General features: G+C 56.5%; 15 protein-coding genes. 8 read left to right on the forward strand and 7 right to left on the reverse strand.

Translation table 11 applies throughout. The features are described 5' to 3' along the window. Positions 1-4: 4 nt before the first annotated feature. Complete coding sequence (gene gatB / locus QML71_RS04945; RefSeq protein WP_282010799.1) at positions 5-1,447, reverse strand: Asp-tRNA(Asn)/Glu-tRNA(Gln) amidotransferase subunit GatB; 1,443 nt, start codon at positions 1,445-1,447, stop codon at positions 5-7. 109 nt (positions 1,448-1,556) lie between these two features. Then, a complete protein-coding gene (locus QML71_RS04950; RefSeq protein WP_282010800.1) occupies positions 1,557-2,300 on the reverse strand; it encodes an SDR family NAD(P)-dependent oxidoreductase in 744 nt (247 codons plus the stop codon). A gap of 118 nt (positions 2,301-2,418) precedes the next feature. Here QML71_RS04950 and QML71_RS04955 point away from each other — a divergent pair, with 118 nt between their 5' ends. The 7 genes from QML71_RS04955 to QML71_RS04985 all read left to right on the forward strand — a co-directional run bounded on the left by QML71_RS04955 (position 2,419) and on the right by QML71_RS04985 (position 10,784). Next, the gene (locus QML71_RS04955) at positions 2,419-2,694 is read left to right on the forward strand and encodes a hypothetical protein (protein ID WP_282010801.1); all 276 of its coding nucleotides are present in this window, start codon (positions 2,419-2,421) and stop codon (positions 2,692-2,694) included. 83 nt (positions 2,695-2,777) lie between these two features. Then, a complete protein-coding gene (locus QML71_RS04960; protein WP_282010802.1) occupies positions 2,778-2,993 on the forward strand; it encodes a ferritin family protein in 216 nt (71 codons plus the stop codon). A gap of 5 nt (positions 2,994-2,998) precedes the next feature. After that, complete coding sequence (locus QML71_RS04965; protein WP_282010803.1) at positions 2,999-3,667, forward strand: heavy metal response regulator transcription factor; 669 nt, start codon at positions 2,999-3,001, stop codon at positions 3,665-3,667. A gap of 3 nt (positions 3,668-3,670) precedes the next feature. Next, positions 3,671-5,101 carry a sensor histidine kinase gene (locus QML71_RS04970; RefSeq protein ID WP_282010804.1) on the forward strand — a complete coding sequence of 477 codons (1,431 nt, stop codon included), beginning with the start codon at positions 3,671-3,673 and terminating at the stop codon, positions 5,099-5,101. A gap of 189 nt (positions 5,102-5,290) precedes the next feature. Then, positions 5,291-6,208, forward strand: coding sequence for a PfkB family carbohydrate kinase (locus QML71_RS04975; protein ID WP_282010805.1), 918 nt, complete (start codon positions 5,291-5,293; stop codon positions 6,206-6,208). Then, positions 6,209-8,371, forward strand: coding sequence for an HAD-IIB family hydrolase (locus QML71_RS04980; RefSeq protein ID WP_282010806.1), 2,163 nt, complete (start codon positions 6,209-6,211; stop codon positions 8,369-8,371). 1 nt (position 8,372) lies between these two features. Continuing rightward, a complete protein-coding gene (locus tag QML71_RS04985; protein ID WP_282010807.1) occupies positions 8,373-10,784 on the forward strand; it encodes a sucrose synthase in 2,412 nt (803 codons plus the stop codon). Between the two features lie 40 nt (positions 10,785-10,824). Here QML71_RS04985 and QML71_RS04990 read toward each other — a convergent pair whose 3' ends face one another. From QML71_RS04990 to QML71_RS05010, 5 genes are all read right to left on the reverse strand, one after another. Further along, positions 10,825-11,292, reverse strand: a complete 468-nt coding sequence (locus QML71_RS04990; protein WP_282010808.1) for an SH3 domain-containing protein — start codon at positions 11,290-11,292, stop codon at positions 10,825-10,827. Positions 11,293-11,507: 215 nt separating this feature from the next. Then, positions 11,508-12,251 carry a J domain-containing protein gene (locus tag QML71_RS14120; RefSeq protein ID WP_282010809.1) on the reverse strand — a complete coding sequence of 248 codons (744 nt, stop codon included), beginning with the start codon at positions 12,249-12,251 and terminating at the stop codon, positions 11,508-11,510. 28 nt (positions 12,252-12,279) lie between these two features. After that, the gene (locus QML71_RS05000; protein ID WP_282010810.1) at positions 12,280-12,864 is read right to left on the reverse strand and encodes a DedA family protein; all 585 of its coding nucleotides are present in this window, start codon (positions 12,862-12,864) and stop codon (positions 12,280-12,282) included. After that, positions 12,864-13,142: a zinc-ribbon domain-containing protein gene (locus QML71_RS05005; RefSeq protein ID WP_282010811.1), complete on the reverse strand. Its 279-nt coding sequence runs from the start codon at positions 13,140-13,142 to the stop codon at positions 12,864-12,866. The genes QML71_RS05000 and QML71_RS05005 overlap by 1 nt, the downstream gene beginning before the upstream one ends. A gap of 15 nt (positions 13,143-13,157) precedes the next feature. Continuing rightward, positions 13,158-14,099 carry a DUF5685 family protein gene (locus tag QML71_RS05010; RefSeq protein ID WP_282010812.1) on the reverse strand — a complete coding sequence of 314 codons (942 nt, stop codon included), beginning with the start codon at positions 14,097-14,099 and terminating at the stop codon, positions 13,158-13,160. A gap of 57 nt (positions 14,100-14,156) precedes the next feature. Between QML71_RS05010 and QML71_RS05015 the strand changes: the two genes are divergently transcribed. Continuing rightward, positions 14,157-15,293 (forward strand): glycosyltransferase, encoded by a 1,137-nt coding sequence (locus QML71_RS05015; protein WP_282010813.1) that lies wholly within the window; start codon positions 14,157-14,159, stop codon positions 15,291-15,293. Positions 15,294-15,421: the final 128 nt, after the last annotated feature.

A 15,421-nucleotide genomic window follows, 5' to 3' on the forward strand; every position in this document is an offset into this window, starting at 1 on the left:
GTCATCAGGACCGGCTCAGCTTGTCTTTAAAGAGTTGATTCAGCAAACCCGGATTGGCCTGGCCCTTGCTTGCTTTCATGGCCTGGCCGATGAAATAACTCAATACCTTGTCGCGTCCGGCCTTGAACTGCTCGACCTGCTCGGGGCTGGCGGCGATGATGTCATCCACGATCCTGCCCAGTTCGCCCTCGTCGGAAATCTGCGTCAGCCCCTGTTCCTTGATGATGACCGCCGGTTCCTTGCCGGTCTTGTACATGGTCTCGAACACCGTCTTGGCCATCTTGCCGCTCAGGGTGCCTGCGTCGATCAGCTTCAGCATGCCCGCCAGTTGCGCCGGCGTCACCGGGCAATCGCGGATGTCGCGGTCGTCGAGATTCATCAGCCGCATCAGGTCGCCCATGATCCAGTTGCTGACCGGCTTCGGCTGGTTGAACAGGGCCACGCATTCTTCAAAATAATCAGCGAGTTGGCGCGAGGTGGTCAGCACCCCGGCATCGTACTCCGGGATGCCGTACTGCTCGACGAAGCGCAGGCGTTTGGCCTCCGGCATTTCCGGCAGGGTCTGGCGGATGGACTCGACCCATTCCGCGCTACACACGATCGGCACGAGGTCGGGTTCCGGAAAATAACGGTAATCGTGCGCCTCCTCCTTGGAACGCATGGAAAAGGTGAGGTTGCGGTTGGCGTCGTACAGCCGCGTTTCCTGCACCACCGGGTCGCCCTGATTGAGGACCTTGGTCTGGCGCTCAACTTCGTGCTCAATGGCCTTTTGTACGAATTTGAAGGAGTTGATGTTTTTCAATTCGACGCGGGTGCCGAATTCTTTCTGGCCGACGGGGCGCAGCGACACGTTGGCGTCGCAGCGGAAACTGCCTTCTTCCATGTTGCAGTCGCTGACCTCGGCGTACTGGAGCACGGATTTCAGGGCGACGAGGTATTCCCGCGCGTCCTCGGCGCTGCGCAGCTCCGGCTCGCTGACGATCTCGATCAACGGCACGCCGGTGCGGTTGTAATCGACATAGCTCTGGCCCGCCTCGCCCAGGTTTTCGCCGTGGATGGATTTGCCGGCGTCTTCTTCCATGTGGATACGGGTCAGGCCGATGCGTTTGGGGCCGTCCGGAGTCTGGATGGTCAGGTGTCCGGCCAGGCCGATGGGCAGGTCGAATTGCGATACCTGGTAGCCCTTCGGCAGATCCGGGTAAAAATAATTTTTGCGCGCGAACTGGTTCATCGGCTGGATCTCGCAATGCGTCGCCAGGCAGGCTTTCATGGCATACTCCACCACCCTGCGGTTGAGCACCGGCAGCACCCCCGGCATGCCGAGGCAGATCGGGCAGGTGTTCTGGTTGGGCGCTTTCCCGAATTCCGTGGAGCAGGAACAGAAAATCTTGGATTGGGTTTTCAGCTGGGCGTGGACTTCCAGTCCGATGACCGTTTCGTATTTCATGCGGTGTTTGTGTCCGGAGACGGGTTCCGGATTCCGTTTCGACCGAGGGCCGGGTAATGGGTTGATTTCAGGGATTCTAATACAAGCGGGAAAAAGCCGTCAACTTTCTCTACATGGCGGTGAATCCCCCGTCCACAGGCAGCAGGGTGCCGGTGATGAAGGACGACTCGTCGCTGGCGAGAAACAGGCAGGCGTTGGCCACTTCCTCCGGCCGGGCAAAACGGCGCATCGGGTAGTAATGCTCCTTCCAGTCTGTCATCATGTCCTCATTGGCGCGCAGTGCTTCGGTCATGTCGGTTTCCACCATGCCGGGACAGATGGCATTCGAACGGATGTTCATGGGGCCGTATTCGACGGCGATGGAGCGGCACAATTGGTTGAGCGCGCCTTTGGAGACATTGTAAGCCCCGGTCTGCGGCACGGCGACCAGGCCGAGGATCGAACTGACGTGGACGATGGAACCGGACTGCTGTTTCACCATCTGCTGCAATACCCGGCGGGTGAGCAGGAACAGGCCGCGCAGATTCGTGTTCAGCACCTCATCCCAGGCATCGCTGCTGGTTTCGTGCAGCGGCCAGCCGCCGAGCGTTCCGGCGTTGTTCACCAGCACGTCGATCCGGCCGAACTGCTTCAGGGTGAGTTCGACCAGCATGTCCACATCGTCCTCGCGGGTGATGTCCCCCGGCACCGCGAGGACATCCGGGCCCAGGCGCTTTGCCGCCGCTCTCAGTACTTCCTTTCGGCGACCGAACAGGGCGAGGCGCGCGCCTTCCTTGTGAAACCGCTCCGCGCAGGCGAAGCCGATGCCGGTGCCGCCGCCGGTGATGATGACGGTCTTGTTTTCAAGTCTCATGGCCGATTCCCCGTACAAATTTGGAGGCTTCATATATATAATGGTTCATTCTGGAATATACCATTTCATTCCACCAGACAACACAGCAATTCCCCAGAAACAGCCCGGAGAAACCAGCATGTCCAATTTGAAATACGTTTATTACGCCTTCGGCGGGTTCATTGGCTTTGTCTGTGGACTGATCATTCAGATGATTTTCATGATGCTGGAACGGTCGGGGACCCTGGTCCTGGGCAAACTGGCAGAGGACCTCGGCGTGGTGGGCCGTATCGTCATTTACCTCATTGAGGGGATTCCTTATATGGGGATTGCTTTCGGCGTGCTGCTGGTGCATTACCTGTTCGGCCACCAGTTTCAGCAGGAAAATCAAAACGATGGCGGCAAAGAAAATTGAAACCAAAAACTACAACGTTTACAATAGCTACCGATTGAATCAGTGATACAATATAAATATCAATATCTTCTGACAAAGAATTCATGAACAGAAAGTTCAACGAGAATATTCTGAAGGCGCTCGATAAGACAGAAGAGGCGCTTAAAATCTGTAAAGAGGCCATGGAAGACGCCAACGATGAAACCTGCCGCGCCATGTACGCGGCGATGATCAAAGATTGCGAAAAACATGTCCAGATGTTGCAGGGGGAGATCGATCTCCACAAGGTCCAGAAAAAATGGGATGACACGAAAAAGTAGAGGATATGCGTATCTTGATCGTTGAGGACGAGAAGAAGGTGGCCGGGTTCATTAAAAAAGGTCTGGAGGAAGAAACCTACGCCGTCGATGTCGCCTCCGACGGCGAGGAAGGGCAGAGCCTGGCCGAGTTCAACCACTACGACCTCATCATCCTCGACCTCATGCTGCCGAAGATCAACGGTCTCAATGTGCTGTCTCATCTGCGTTCGAAAAACATCAACACGCCGATCATTCTGCTGACTGCGAAAGATTCCGTGGAAGACAAGGTGAAGGGTCTCAATCAGGGCGCCGACGACTACCTGACGAAACCGTTTGCCTTTTCCGAGTTGCTGGCGCGCATCCGGTCGTTGCTGCGCCGCGGTCAGAGCGAAACCAAGACGGTGTTGCAGGTCGGGGACCTGACGCTCGACCTGGTCAGCCACAAGGTCAAGCGGGGCGAGGAGGAAATCGAACTGACGGGCAAGGAGTACAGCCTGCTCGAATACTTCATGCGCAATGCGGGCAAGGTGCTGACCCGGACGATGATCGCCGAGCACGTGTGGGACTACAATTTCGATACGTTCACCAACGTCATCGACGTGTACGTCAATCACCTTCGAAAAAAGATCGACAAACAGTACGACCAGAAATTATTGCATACCTTGAGGGGCGTCGGATATGTGATGAGGGAATAGAACATGGTATTCAATTCCATCCGCTCCAGACTGACCGCCCTGTACGTCGCCCTGCTCGGAATCATCCTGATTCTGTTCAGCATCATTCTGTACTATTTTCTCAACAACCGCCTGTACGAAAGCATCGACCACTCGTTGAAGTTGTCTGCCAGCGTGGTGCGCAAAACCGCGCAGCTCGGGTATTCCCGCACGCCCCTGCCGGGCCTCGAATTTTTCTTTGAGCAGTTTCTGGGCTACGGCAACCTCAACAAGTTTTACCGCATTTACGACGGCTCCGGCAACGTCGGCTCGCGTTCCAAAAACATCGACGCCTCCAAGTTCCCGCTGTCGCAGGACGCCTACGCCCGCGCCTTGAAAGGCGATATGACCTACGAGACCTTCACCGTCGCCGACGGCCATCCCATCCGCGTCATCACCATGCCGGTGTTGCGTGACGACACGCTGGTCAACCTCATCCAGGTGGGCACGTCGCTCGAAGGCGTTAAGGAAACCATGCGCAATCTGCGCATCTTCCTGTTCACCGGGGTGCCGACGGTTCTTCTGTTGAGCGCGTTGGTGGGACGCTTTCTGGCCCGGCGGTCGCTGGAACCGGTGGCGAAGATCACCCACACCGCCCGCGACATTGCCAGCGGCGGCGACCTCAGCCGGCGCATCCCGGTGCCGGCGGTGCAGGATGAAATCGGCAACCTGGCTCTCACCTTCAACGAGATGATGGGCCGGCTGGAGCGGTCGTTTGCCAAAATCCGCCAGTTCAGCAGCGATGCCTCGCACGAATTGCGCACGCCGTTGACCGTCATGAAGGGCCAGAGCGAGCTGGGACTCAGCAAGCTGCGCAAACCCTCGGAGTACCAGGAAGTGCTGTCGAGCAATCTGGAAGAGATCAATTACATGTCGCACATCCTCGACGATCTGTTCATCCTGGCGCGGGCGGATGAAGGCCAGTTGCCGATGGAAACCGAACACGTCAACCTCGTCACCGTGATCGAGGACGTTTGCCGGAATGTGGAAATTCTCGCCGAGGACAAGGCAATTGAAATCAAGATCGCCTATCTGGAACCGGCGGAGGTGATCGGCGATGGCCACCGTCTGAAGCAGATGGTGTGGACTCTGCTGCACAATGCGGTCAAGTACACACCGGAAAGGGGCCTCATCAAGATCACCTTGCAGGACCTGGGCGACTACGCGTTTTTGAGCATCCAGGACAACGGCATCGGCATCCCGGAAACGGATCTGCCGTGGATATTCGATCGGTTCTACCGGGTGGACAAGGCGCGGTCGCGTTCGGAAGGCGGCAGCGGTCTGGGTCTCAGCATCTGCAAGCACATCGTCGAGATGCACAACGGCACCATAGAAGTCGAAAGCACGGTGGGGCAGGGCACGCGTTTCAAAATCCGTCTCCCCAAGGACCGGGCGGCCAACCGCAAAATCGCCTGATTTCCATTCTTCCCATGCCATCCCTGTTACGTTCCCCTTCCTTTCCTCCAACTGAGGCTGAAAGAAGGCGCAGAAAGCGGTACGGCGGAAATTATTTTGTGTTTTTTGAGGTGGTGAATTTTAAAATAAGCGGATACCCTTTGGGCTGTAAATTATTTTGTTATTCCGGAAAGAGGAGGACAGTGGCTTATGCGGGTGCATCGACCTTATGGACCGGTTCTCGTCATGGGCGAGGTCTTATTCGACAAATTTGAAAATGGCAAACGGCTGGGAGGCGCACCGTTCAACTATGCGTTTCATTTGCACAAGATGGGATTCCCGGTTCATTTTATCAGCCGTGTCGGCGACGATGCCGAAGGACGCGAGATCCTGGAATTCGCCCGGCAGCATAATTTCCCCACCGCCGGTATCCAGGTCGATGCCGAACACCCGACGGGCGCGGTGACGGTGACCCGCGATGCGGAACGCGGACATAAGTTCGAAATCCTTGCGGACCGGGCTTACGATTACATCGAGATCGATCCCTATCTGCAAAAACGGTTTCGGGACGAAATTCCTTTTGCTTATTTCGGCACGTTGGTGCAACGCAACCACGTGTCCCGTGAGACCCTGAAAGAAATTCACAAAAAACTGGGATCGAAGTCCACATTCCTGCTGGACATCAATCTGCGTGCGCCGCACTACAACCGGGATGTGATCGAGGACTCGCTCAAGCACTGCGACATCCTGAAAGCCAGCCGCGACGAGTTGCAGATCATCAAGGACCAATTGGGCATCGACAAAACGCTCTGGGAACTCCCCCGCTACCTGGCGGAACGCTACAAGCTGGGTTTCGTCTGCGTGACCAACGGCGGCAAGATGAGCTATATTTTCGAAACCGGAACTCGTAAGGTTTTCGAATGCATGCCCGACAACACGGCCGAGGTCATCGACACCGTCGGCGCCGGGGATGGGTTCAGCGCCACACTGTCGGCGGGTTACATGGCCAACTGGCCGAAGCAGGCGATGCTGGAATGGGCCTGCATGTTCGCAACCGGATTGACCCGGATCGAGGGGGCGTTGCCGCAGGACGACTCATTTTACGAACCTTATATAATTAAAAAATAAATGGGTCAAAACAGCCAGGGTTTGTACATCATGATGTTCAGCATCCACGGACTGATCCGCTCCCGCAACATCGAAATGGGACGGGACGCGGACACCGGGGGGCAGGTGAAGTACGTCATCGAGCTGGCTGAAGAGCTGGGCAAACGCCCGGAAGTGCGGCGCGTCGATCTGTTCACGCGCATGATCCGTGACCGGAAAGTGTCAGAGGAGTATTCCACGCCGGTCGAGAACATATCGGAGAAAGTCCGCATCGTGCGCATCCCCTGCGGCGGCGGCAAGTACATCCGCAAGGAATTGTTGTGGAATCATCTGGATGAATTCATCGACAAAACCGTCAAGTACATCAAGCGCGAAGACGACATCCCCTATCTGATGCACGGTCATTACGCCGACGGCGGTTATGTGGCACGGCACCTGGCTTCGTTGTTCGGTGTGCCGTTCGTATTCACCGGGCACTCGCTGGGCAAATCCAAAAAATCCAAACTGCGTGATGACGGATTGTCCGATGAGGACATGAATAAAAGATATCAGATGGATTACCGCATTCAGATGGAGGATGACATCATCGGTTGTGCGGACCTGGTGGTCACCAGCACGCATCAGGAGGTTGAGCAGCAATACGGCATGTACTCGCACAACACCGTTCCGGAATATCTGGTCAACCCGCCCGGCCTCGATCTGGAACGGTTCTTTCCTTATTATGCGGAAGATCAGGAAAACGAGCACAGCAAGCAGGCCCGGGTCGCCATCGACAACGAGCTCAACCGGTTTTTCCTGAACGCGGACAAACCGTTGATTCTCGCCCTGTGCCGTCCCGACAAACGCAAAAACGTCAGCGCCCTCATTCAGGCTTACGGTGAGAGCAAGGAATTGCAGGCCATCGCCAACCTCGCCGTGTTTCTCGGCATTCGTAAAAACATCATGGATATGGGCGACAACGAGAAATCGGTCCTCATCGAAACGCTGCTGTTGATGGACAAGCACGATCTCTACGGCAAGCTGGCCATCCCGAAGAAACACGATTTCACTTATGAAGTGCCGGAGCTGTACCGCATGGTGGCGCTGCGCCAGGGCGTGTTCGTCAACCCGGCATTGACCGAACCGTTCGGCCTGACGCTGCTCGAATCCGCGGCCTGCGGCGTGCCGATTGTCGCCACCAGTGACGGCGGCCCGGTGGACATCACCAAAAACTGCCAGAACGGGATTCTCATCGATGTCTCGGAACCGGACAACATCAGCGAGGCGGTCAAGCGCATCCTCGTGGACCCGGAATTGTGGAAGCAGTATTCCAGTAACGGCATCAACAACGTGCGCAAACACTATACCTGGGATGCACACATCGATCGTTATCTGGAAAAAGTTCAGCAATTGAAAGGCGATGCGCACAAGGATCTGTACGCCACAGACGGCAATCCTATTGCTGTGAAGATGTTGAGCCGCAACAAAATGATTGTCTGCGATATCGACAACACGCTGACGGGCGATACCGAATCCCTGCAAAAGCTGCTGACATTGATCGAACCGCATAAAAAGGCCATCGCCTTCGGGGTGGCCACGGGGCGGACCATTGACTCCGCTCTGGAGTTTCTGAAAGAAAACAACGTGCCTGTCCCGGAAATTTTGATCACTTCCGTCGGTGCGGAAATTTATTACGGCAATGCCGGCAGTCCGGACAAGGGGTGGGCCATGCACCTCAGGCAGAAGTGGAGTAAAGAAAAGATAAAAAAACTTCTGGCCACGCTGCCGTTTCTGAAACCGCAGGAACCGGAAACCGAGCGCGAGTTCAAGGTCAGTTATTACATGGAGCCGAAGGAGGAGTACCTGAAGGAAGCGCACGACCTGTTGACCCGCAACGGCTGCCGCTACCAGATGATTTATTCGCACCAGCAGTTTCTGGACATTCTGCCGCAGCGCGCGTCCAAGGGCAAAGCCCTGCGTTACCTCAGTTACAAATGGGAAATTCCTCTGGAAAATTTTCTGGTGGCGGGCGATTCCGGCAACGACGAGGAAATGATGCGCGGCGATCCCAAAGGCGTTGTGGTCGGCAATTACAGTGCGGAAATGGAAATCCTGCGCGGCAAGCGCGGGGTGTATTTTTCCAAACAGAAATACGCCGCCGGGGTGATCGACGGTATCCATCGGTACCGATTCCTGGAGACCTGATTTGCACGATCCGAGTTTTCTGACAGCCTTGCTGAAGGATGCCGAGGTTCGGTGTTTCCGCGAGTTCATTTATGAACTGGATCACGAATCGCAAAAGCATTTTCTGCGTAACGACATCGTTCTCAAGTCGGAAGCCTATCTCAGGCAGAAGCGGCAGGCGCATCCGGATCTCGGAGATTTCAGAAACTTCGAACAATTCCTCTCCCGCACGCAGGAAATGCTGCTGCTGGATCAGTACGCGATTCTGCTTTACCGCGCCAAGGTTGGCGAGTACCGGTTCTACCGGTTTCATAAAAATGAAGAGACGGTGGACGAACTGACGCCGGAAGAGTTTCTGGATTACCGGGAAGTGGTTGCGGGGTACCCGCACGAGCCGGTCGAAAAAAAACTGGAAATCAATTTCGGCCCGTTTTACAGCCTGGGCCCCGTGATCCGCGATCATCGCAAAATCGGAGCGGGACAACGTTTCCTGAACAGCTTCATGGCGGGCAAACTGCAAGGCGAATGGAACACGTGGCAGGCGCACCTTTGCGACTTCCTCAAAATCCACAGCATCAACGGCGAGCAGATTCTGGTGGACGGACAGATCATCCAGAATCCGCATCAGTTGTTCGAAGCTCTGCAGAAAGCCATCAGTTACCTGGAAATGCAACCGGCGGATGACCTCATTCAGGACGCCAAAAGTTTTTTGCGTGGGCTGGGACTGCGCGACGGATTCGGCGATACGGTGGGGCGGGTATTGAGCACGTTGCAACTGTTGGCCAACCTTCAGGAAGAACCGCGTGCCGAAAACCTGGAGGCGTTCATCAGCGCCATTCCGATGGTGAGCCGCGTTGCGGTCATTTCACCGCACGGTTGGTTTGGTCAGGAAAACGTGCTGGGCCGGCCGGACACGGGCGGACAGATCGTGTACATCCTCGATCAGGTCAAGGCGCTCGAAAAATATCTGAGTGCGTCGCTGACGGCATCCGGCCTGTCGGTACAACCCAAGATTGTCGTCGTCACCCGCCTGATACCGGAAAACGAGGGAACCACCTGCGATCACCGTCTGGAGAAAATACACGGCACGCAGAACTGCTGGATCCTGCGCGTGCCGTTCAAGGATGCCAACCAGAACATCGTGCCGCACTGGATTTCGCGTTTTCACGTCTGGCCGTATCTGGAGCAGTTCGCGCTCGATGCGAAGCACGAGCTGCTCACCGAACTGGAAGGCAACCCCGATCTCATCGTCGGCAATTACTCCGACGGCAACCTGGTGGCGTCGCTGCTCGCGTCGTGGTTGCAGGTCATCCAGTGCAACATCGCGCACGCGCTGGAGAAACCGAAGTACCTGTTCTCTGCGCTGTACTGGAAGGACCTCGAGGCGGATTACAATTTTTCGCTGCAATTCACCGCTGACCTGATCGCGATGAACAAGGCGGACATCATCATCTCCAGCACGTCGCAGGAGATCGCAGGCACCGAAACCAGCATGGGGCAGTACGAATCGTATCGCCTGTTTTCCATGCCCGGACTGTACAAGGTGAGCAACGGCATTCACCTGCACCACCCCAAGTTCAACGTGGTGTCGCCGGGCGTGGACGAATCACTGTACTTCCCGTACATGCAAACGGAGCGGCGCCTCGAAAACCAGACGCGGGAAGTGACCGGCAGGCTGTTCGCGCAAGCCGGCGCGCATTGCTATGGAGAGTTGAAAGACCCGGACAAGCCGTCCATTTTCACCATGGCGCGTCTCGACAAGATCAAAAACCTGACGGGACTGATGGAGGCGTTCGGGCAAAGCCCGGAGTTGCAGGAGCGGGCGAACCTGATTGTGGTCACGCGTTCCATTCGCGAGGAAGGCGTGGTGGATGAGGAGGAGCTGCATCAACTCAAACGCATGTATGAGTTGATCACCCAATACGATCTGTATCACAATATCCGGTGGGTGGAAAACTCGTCGCGCCGGGATGGGGCGGAGATGTACCGCATTGTCGGCGACCGCGGCGGCGTGTTCGTGCAACCGGCGTTGTTCGAGGCGTTCGGGCTGACGGTGCTGGAAGGCATGGCCAGCGGCCTGCCAGTGTTTGCCACCCAGTTTGGCGGTCCCTTGGAAATCATCCAGAATGGAAAAAACGGGTTTCTCATCAACCCCACCCAGCCGGATCTCATCAGCGAACCGATTTTAAACTTCCTGTCACGTGCCGCGGACGATGCATCCCATTGGCAATCCATTTCAGAAGCGGCGATTGCCCGCGTGAAGGAGGCTTATACCTGGGAATTGTATTCGGACAAACTGCTCAAGTTCGCCAAGCTGTATGGCTTCTGGAATTATTCGGAGTTGTCGGAGGAAAAAAAGGAGTTGGACCAGTACTGCAATCTGCTGTTTCACCTGCTCTACAAAAAAAGGGCGGGGCGGTTGTTGAAATCCTGACCGCCCGTCTCCCAGCCAAAACAAACCCGGCAAGGCGCCGTCACCGAATCCAGACCAGTGGCTGGTAAACCCAGGCTTTGTCGCCCACCGCATCGAGAATGTGCACCCAGTTGTTTTCGACCTTCAGCACCTTGACGGAAAAATATTTGTCCACCGGGCTCCAGGGCACGCGGGAATGATTGGTGCCGGGGCCGGTGCGCATGTTGGTTTTATTCTGCTTGATGACGGCACACTTGAATTCTTTAGTAGTCAGCCGCTCGTGAATCCAGTAGATGTCTCCGTCCACATCCTGCACGCGCAACCATTCCCCTTTTTTGGCGAGTTGCTGGAACGGCATGTACTTGAACACTTCCCAGAGTTTTTCGTAGTTCAAGCCGGGACCTTTGCGCAGGTTGGCCTGTTTTACATTGACGCACAGCGCCTGCGCTTCGCTGGCTGGCATGGAAAGAGAAACGAAAGTCAGTGCGAACATCAGCAGAGAGACCAGAGGCAATTTAAGACGATGCATGGTTGTTTCCAGATTTGAAGTTGAAAGCAGATTCTCGGATTGAGAACATCGATACGTTCTGAATTGGACAGACCGCATTGGGATCGCAGCCTCCAGGCCGGTGCGGGAGGTCCGCGTTCGCGAGCTTGTTGAAGCCCCACGAAATCAAAATGTTGCTGTCAGCTTACCACCATTGCCGGACAGATTCAATTCCCCCCATCCGCACACGAACCCGTTCAACGCCGCCCCCGTTCCAGCCAATAGAGGCCTCCGGACAGCACGAGGTGGATCAGCCCCACCTGCAGGAGAAACCGCGGCAGGCTCCAGAACGAAACGATTTCATTGTTCACGCGGTAGGTGAACGAGAACAGGTCCTTTTCGATGCGGTCTCCGGTTTGGACGTGCGCGTACAGGTCCGGCTTCACGCGCTTTTGTTTGACGGTGCCCGCATCGTTTTTAACCGACAGGTAATAGGATTGCGTTTGAAACAGTTTTTTCTCGATGTTCTTGTCCGTGACCTCGCCCGCCATCGCCGTAAAAAATTTAAAAAAATACAAAGCTCCGAATACCGCCATCATGAAAATTTTTGGATTGAGAAACAGACGCCGCATGCGTTCCCTGGGGTCGGGCGCGGCGGCGAGATCGCCGACAAAAAAGGAATGGATGAACGGGGTGATGAAGTCGAATTGAAAATAGGGATAACCGGAATAGTGCGGTCGATAAAACGGCCGTGCGCCCTGTGGGGTGGAGTGTGGTGGTGTGTTGAACAGGCGGTTGTCGTAGTCTTTTCGCTTTTTCAGATTGGACAGCACCCGGTAGGCCTCACTGATTGCAGCGAAACGCTCATGCTGTCCTTCGCGGCTGTCGGGGTTGGCGTCGGGGTGGTGTTGCTTTGCCAGCGCGCGGTAGGCTTTTTTGATTTCCGCATACGTGGCATTGGGGGCGACGTCCAAAATTTCGTAAAAGTTTTTTTCAGTCATAAATAACCGGGCAAGGTGAACGCCCATATCAGGAGCGGCGCGACGGGTCGAGGGCCCTCTGCGCTATCCAATACAGCGCGATGACGAAACCGAGGGTGAGGGCCACGTTGCTCCATTCCAGGTCTTCCAACGCGGCGAGGAGGAACGGACCCGCATAAAAACTCGCCCCGGTGTAGGCCAGCGAAAATAAAACGTTGCCCACAAAAGAATACAGCACATAACGGCGCACGTCGTAATGGATCATCCCGGCGAAAGGGGGGATGATTTTTGACACCGCAAACAGGAAGCGGCCGAGGATCACCACCAGCGCCGGACGCGTCTGGAACATGCGGTGCGTGGTGGTGAGGGCGGTTTCCATTTTGCGCACCCAGGCAAACTGCATCCAGTAAGCGAGGCCGGTTTTGTGGCCGAGGAAATACAGAAACAGGTCGGCAATCCAACCTCCGGCGAAACCGCACAACAGCACGCCGTACACATTCAGGACGTCCTTGGAGGCGGCGATGCCGCCGAACACCAGAAACAGGGGAATGCCGTAATGATCGAAGTAAGTGCCGACAAGGACAATGCCATAGCCGTAGTCTGCGACCAGACCTTCAATGGCCTCGGGAGACATTATTCACAGGCGTCGCACAGCAGGTTGGAAATGGCGTTCATGCAGCAACACCCGGCATAGGCTCCTGCGCCGGAAGTGGCGCTGTTGACGAAGGTGCTTTTCAGGTCCGGTCGCTCGTAGTAACCCGGAGGCATCTGCGGGTTCTGTTGCTGCGGTGGACCGGGCTGCTGGTACTGCTGCGGCGCGCGGAGTTCCGGATTGTCCACGATCTGCGTGCCGCAGCGCGTGCAGAAGTTGGCCTGCTCCGAGTTCTCCGCTCCACAGTTGGGGCAAAACATAGCGTCTCCTCTTATTTAAAAATCCTTGCAGTTGAAAAACATCTTTTCGGTAACGGGGCGTTGCAGCACCATCGCCTCGAAGGCCTTGCGGCTTTCCCGGTCGAGGCTGTGGCTGAGAATATTCTGCACCAGCGGCCAGGAATCGCGAAGCTCCAGCGCCGGCAACCGGTCGAGCAACGTGTCGCGTCCCGCCTGGATTTTTTCAAGGTACTTATTATAGGTTGCCTGCAGGCAATTTTCATCGGTTAAATTCAGATCCGGTTCGGCGCGCAGAATCGGATTGAACCGGCCCGCCGCGTGGTCCGCATGCAGATCGGTCATGGCGTCGAGCAGGTTGATGACGCGGCCCAGCTCGTGGAAGAACGCGTACAGCGCCTCAAAGCGGTCCTTGGCGATCCTGTCCAGAAATGCCTGCGTCATGATGTGGGCGAACACCGCCCCCCACTGGTCGAGAAAGCGGTCGAGGTCGCGCACCGCCGCATCCTGTTCCAGCCGGTGCAGGGCCTGGATTTCCGCCTCGACGTATTCGAGGTCGATGCGAAAGCGGTCGTACAGCCGGCGTTGTTTGCGGAAGGTACGGAGAAGGCGGCGCTGGATCCAGCCGTTGTACTGCCGCAGCCAGAACCCCGACTCGTCCTCAAGGTTGTCCTGCGACTTGATGACGAACGCCAACAGCGACACCGCTGCACCCAATTGCACGGCTTCGTGATCCGGCGGCAGGGCGGCGACTTTCACCATCGGCAACCCCGAGCAGCGGTCCTTGACCGCCTCGATGTCTTGCACTACCATTTCATTGAAGATCATGGCCAGCAGCGTGCCTTCGTAACTGTTGATGAAGGCGTACGCCCGCGAATGGTTGCGCACCAGGTGGCGGCAGACACTACAATAGTACAGCTTGTAGTACGTGCAGTCCTTGACCAGCAGTTCCATTTTGTAGGGTTTGATCAGTCCCAGCATGGCGTGCGTTCCGTCTCGACAATCGCAGAGTTTCACATTTTTCCGGTATTGTAACAGATGGCCTGGCTGACCGTTTTGCAAATCGTTCTGGTTCTTGTGGTGATGGTTTATTTCGGATCGAACCTGCTGCATTTGGCACGGGTGCGTCCGGCAGCGGCGCCGTTGCCCCGCATGCCGTTCGTCTCCGTCTGCGTGCCGGCGCGCAATGAAGAGCGCGATCTGGAAGCCTGCCTGACGTCGCTGCTCAATCAGGATTACCCCGATTATGAAGTCATTGTGGTCGATGACCATTCCACCGACCGTACGCCGGAGATCATTCAGGCGTTGAAGGCAAAGCATCCCAATTTGAAAACCATTCATAGTGCGTCCCTGCCAGAAGGCTGGTACGGCAAACCGTTCGCCCTGCACCAGGCCAGCCAGCAGGCGAAGGGCACGCTGTTGCTGTTCACCGACGCCGATCCCGTGTTTGAGCCGCACGCGCTGGCCTCCGCCGTGCATTTCATGCAGCTGCGGCGATTGGATATGGTGACGCTGATGCCGCGCGCGCTGTTCGGGTCGTTCTGGGAACGGGCGGTGCAACCGATCGTTTTCGGACTGATCGCGGGCCTGAGCCGCTTCCGCCGCATCAACGATCCAAACGATGCGCACGCCATGGGATTCGGCGCGTTCATTCTGGTCACGCGCGACCTGTATCGCAAGATGGGCGGACACGAAGCCGTGCGCGCCCGCATTCTGGAAGACATCAGTCTGGCCCGCGTGGCCAAACAACACGGCGGCAAAATGATCGCCGCCGACGGCAAACGCCTGTTCTCCATCCGCATGTATCATTCGTTCCGCGAAATCTGGGAAGGGTGGCGCAAGAACGTGTTCCTCGCGTTCAAGCAGTCGATCCCGAAAACGGTTTATTACGCCGCGATGATCCTCGGTTTCACCGTGACGCCGTGGCTGTTGTTGCTGTGCAATGCGCTGCTGGATTCCGCCGACTGGGTGCAGGCCTTGTCCACGGTGGCGCTGCTGCTGGTGTTGTTCACCGAAGTCAGCCTGTGCGAGGAGTTGGGGCTGACGGGCTGGACGATCTGGATTCTGCCGCTCGGCGGCGTGGTGGTGGTGGGCATTCTCGTCAACTCCATGATTCATGTTCTGTTCAAAAAACAATCCATGTGGCGCGGCCGCCGTTACGCCCACCCCACGTGAACCGTCACGGATGCCGCTGTGGAGCGCGGATAATGGGTCGGAACTCTCACTTTTTTTGAGGGTGAGAGGGAGCCTGCGTGGATGCCGGGAGTCAACCGGTCTCACTGCGATCAACCCGAAATGAGCAG

It is taken from the genome of Nitrospina watsonii, assembly GCF_946900835.1.
GTDB classification, from domain to species: domain Bacteria; phylum Nitrospinota; class Nitrospinia; order Nitrospinales; family Nitrospinaceae; genus Nitrospina; species Nitrospina watsonii.

What these genes read in the sequence shown, in the direction of transcription:
- gatB (WP_282010799.1), bottom strand. Translation starts at nt 1,447, where the DNA reads ATGAAATACGAAACGGTCATCGGACTGGAAGTCCACGCCCAGCTGAAA.
- QML71_RS04950 (WP_282010800.1), bottom strand. Translation starts at nt 2,300, where the DNA reads ATGAGACTTGAAAACAAGACCGTCATCATCACCGGCGGCGGCACCGGC.
- QML71_RS04955 (WP_282010801.1), top strand. Translation starts at nt 2,419, where the DNA reads ATGTCCAATTTGAAATACGTTTATTACGCCTTCGGCGGGTTCATTGGC.
- QML71_RS04960 (WP_282010802.1), top strand. Translation starts at nt 2,778, where the DNA reads ATGAACAGAAAGTTCAACGAGAATATTCTGAAGGCGCTCGATAAGACA.
- QML71_RS04965 (WP_282010803.1), top strand. Translation starts at nt 2,999, where the DNA reads ATGCGTATCTTGATCGTTGAGGACGAGAAGAAGGTGGCCGGGTTCATT.
- QML71_RS04970 (WP_282010804.1), top strand. Translation starts at nt 3,671, where the DNA reads ATGGTATTCAATTCCATCCGCTCCAGACTGACCGCCCTGTACGTCGCC.
- QML71_RS04975 (WP_282010805.1), top strand. Translation starts at nt 5,291, where the DNA reads ATGCGGGTGCATCGACCTTATGGACCGGTTCTCGTCATGGGCGAGGTC.
- QML71_RS04980 (WP_282010806.1), top strand. Translation starts at nt 6,209, where the DNA reads ATGGGTCAAAACAGCCAGGGTTTGTACATCATGATGTTCAGCATCCAC.
- QML71_RS04990 (WP_282010808.1), bottom strand. Translation starts at nt 11,292, where the DNA reads ATGCATCGTCTTAAATTGCCTCTGGTCTCTCTGCTGATGTTCGCACTG.
- QML71_RS14120 (WP_282010809.1), bottom strand. Translation starts at nt 12,251, where the DNA reads ATGACTGAAAAAAACTTTTACGAAATTTTGGACGTCGCCCCCAATGCC.
- QML71_RS05000 (WP_282010810.1), bottom strand. Translation starts at nt 12,864, where the DNA reads ATGTCTCCCGAGGCCATTGAAGGTCTGGTCGCAGACTACGGCTATGGC.
- QML71_RS05005 (WP_282010811.1), bottom strand. Translation starts at nt 13,142, where the DNA reads ATGTTTTGCCCCAACTGTGGAGCGGAGAACTCGGAGCAGGCCAACTTC.
- QML71_RS05010 (WP_282010812.1), bottom strand. Translation starts at nt 14,099, where the DNA reads ATGCTGGGACTGATCAAACCCTACAAAATGGAACTGCTGGTCAAGGAC.
- QML71_RS05015 (WP_282010813.1), top strand. Translation starts at nt 14,157, where the DNA reads ATGGCCTGGCTGACCGTTTTGCAAATCGTTCTGGTTCTTGTGGTGATG.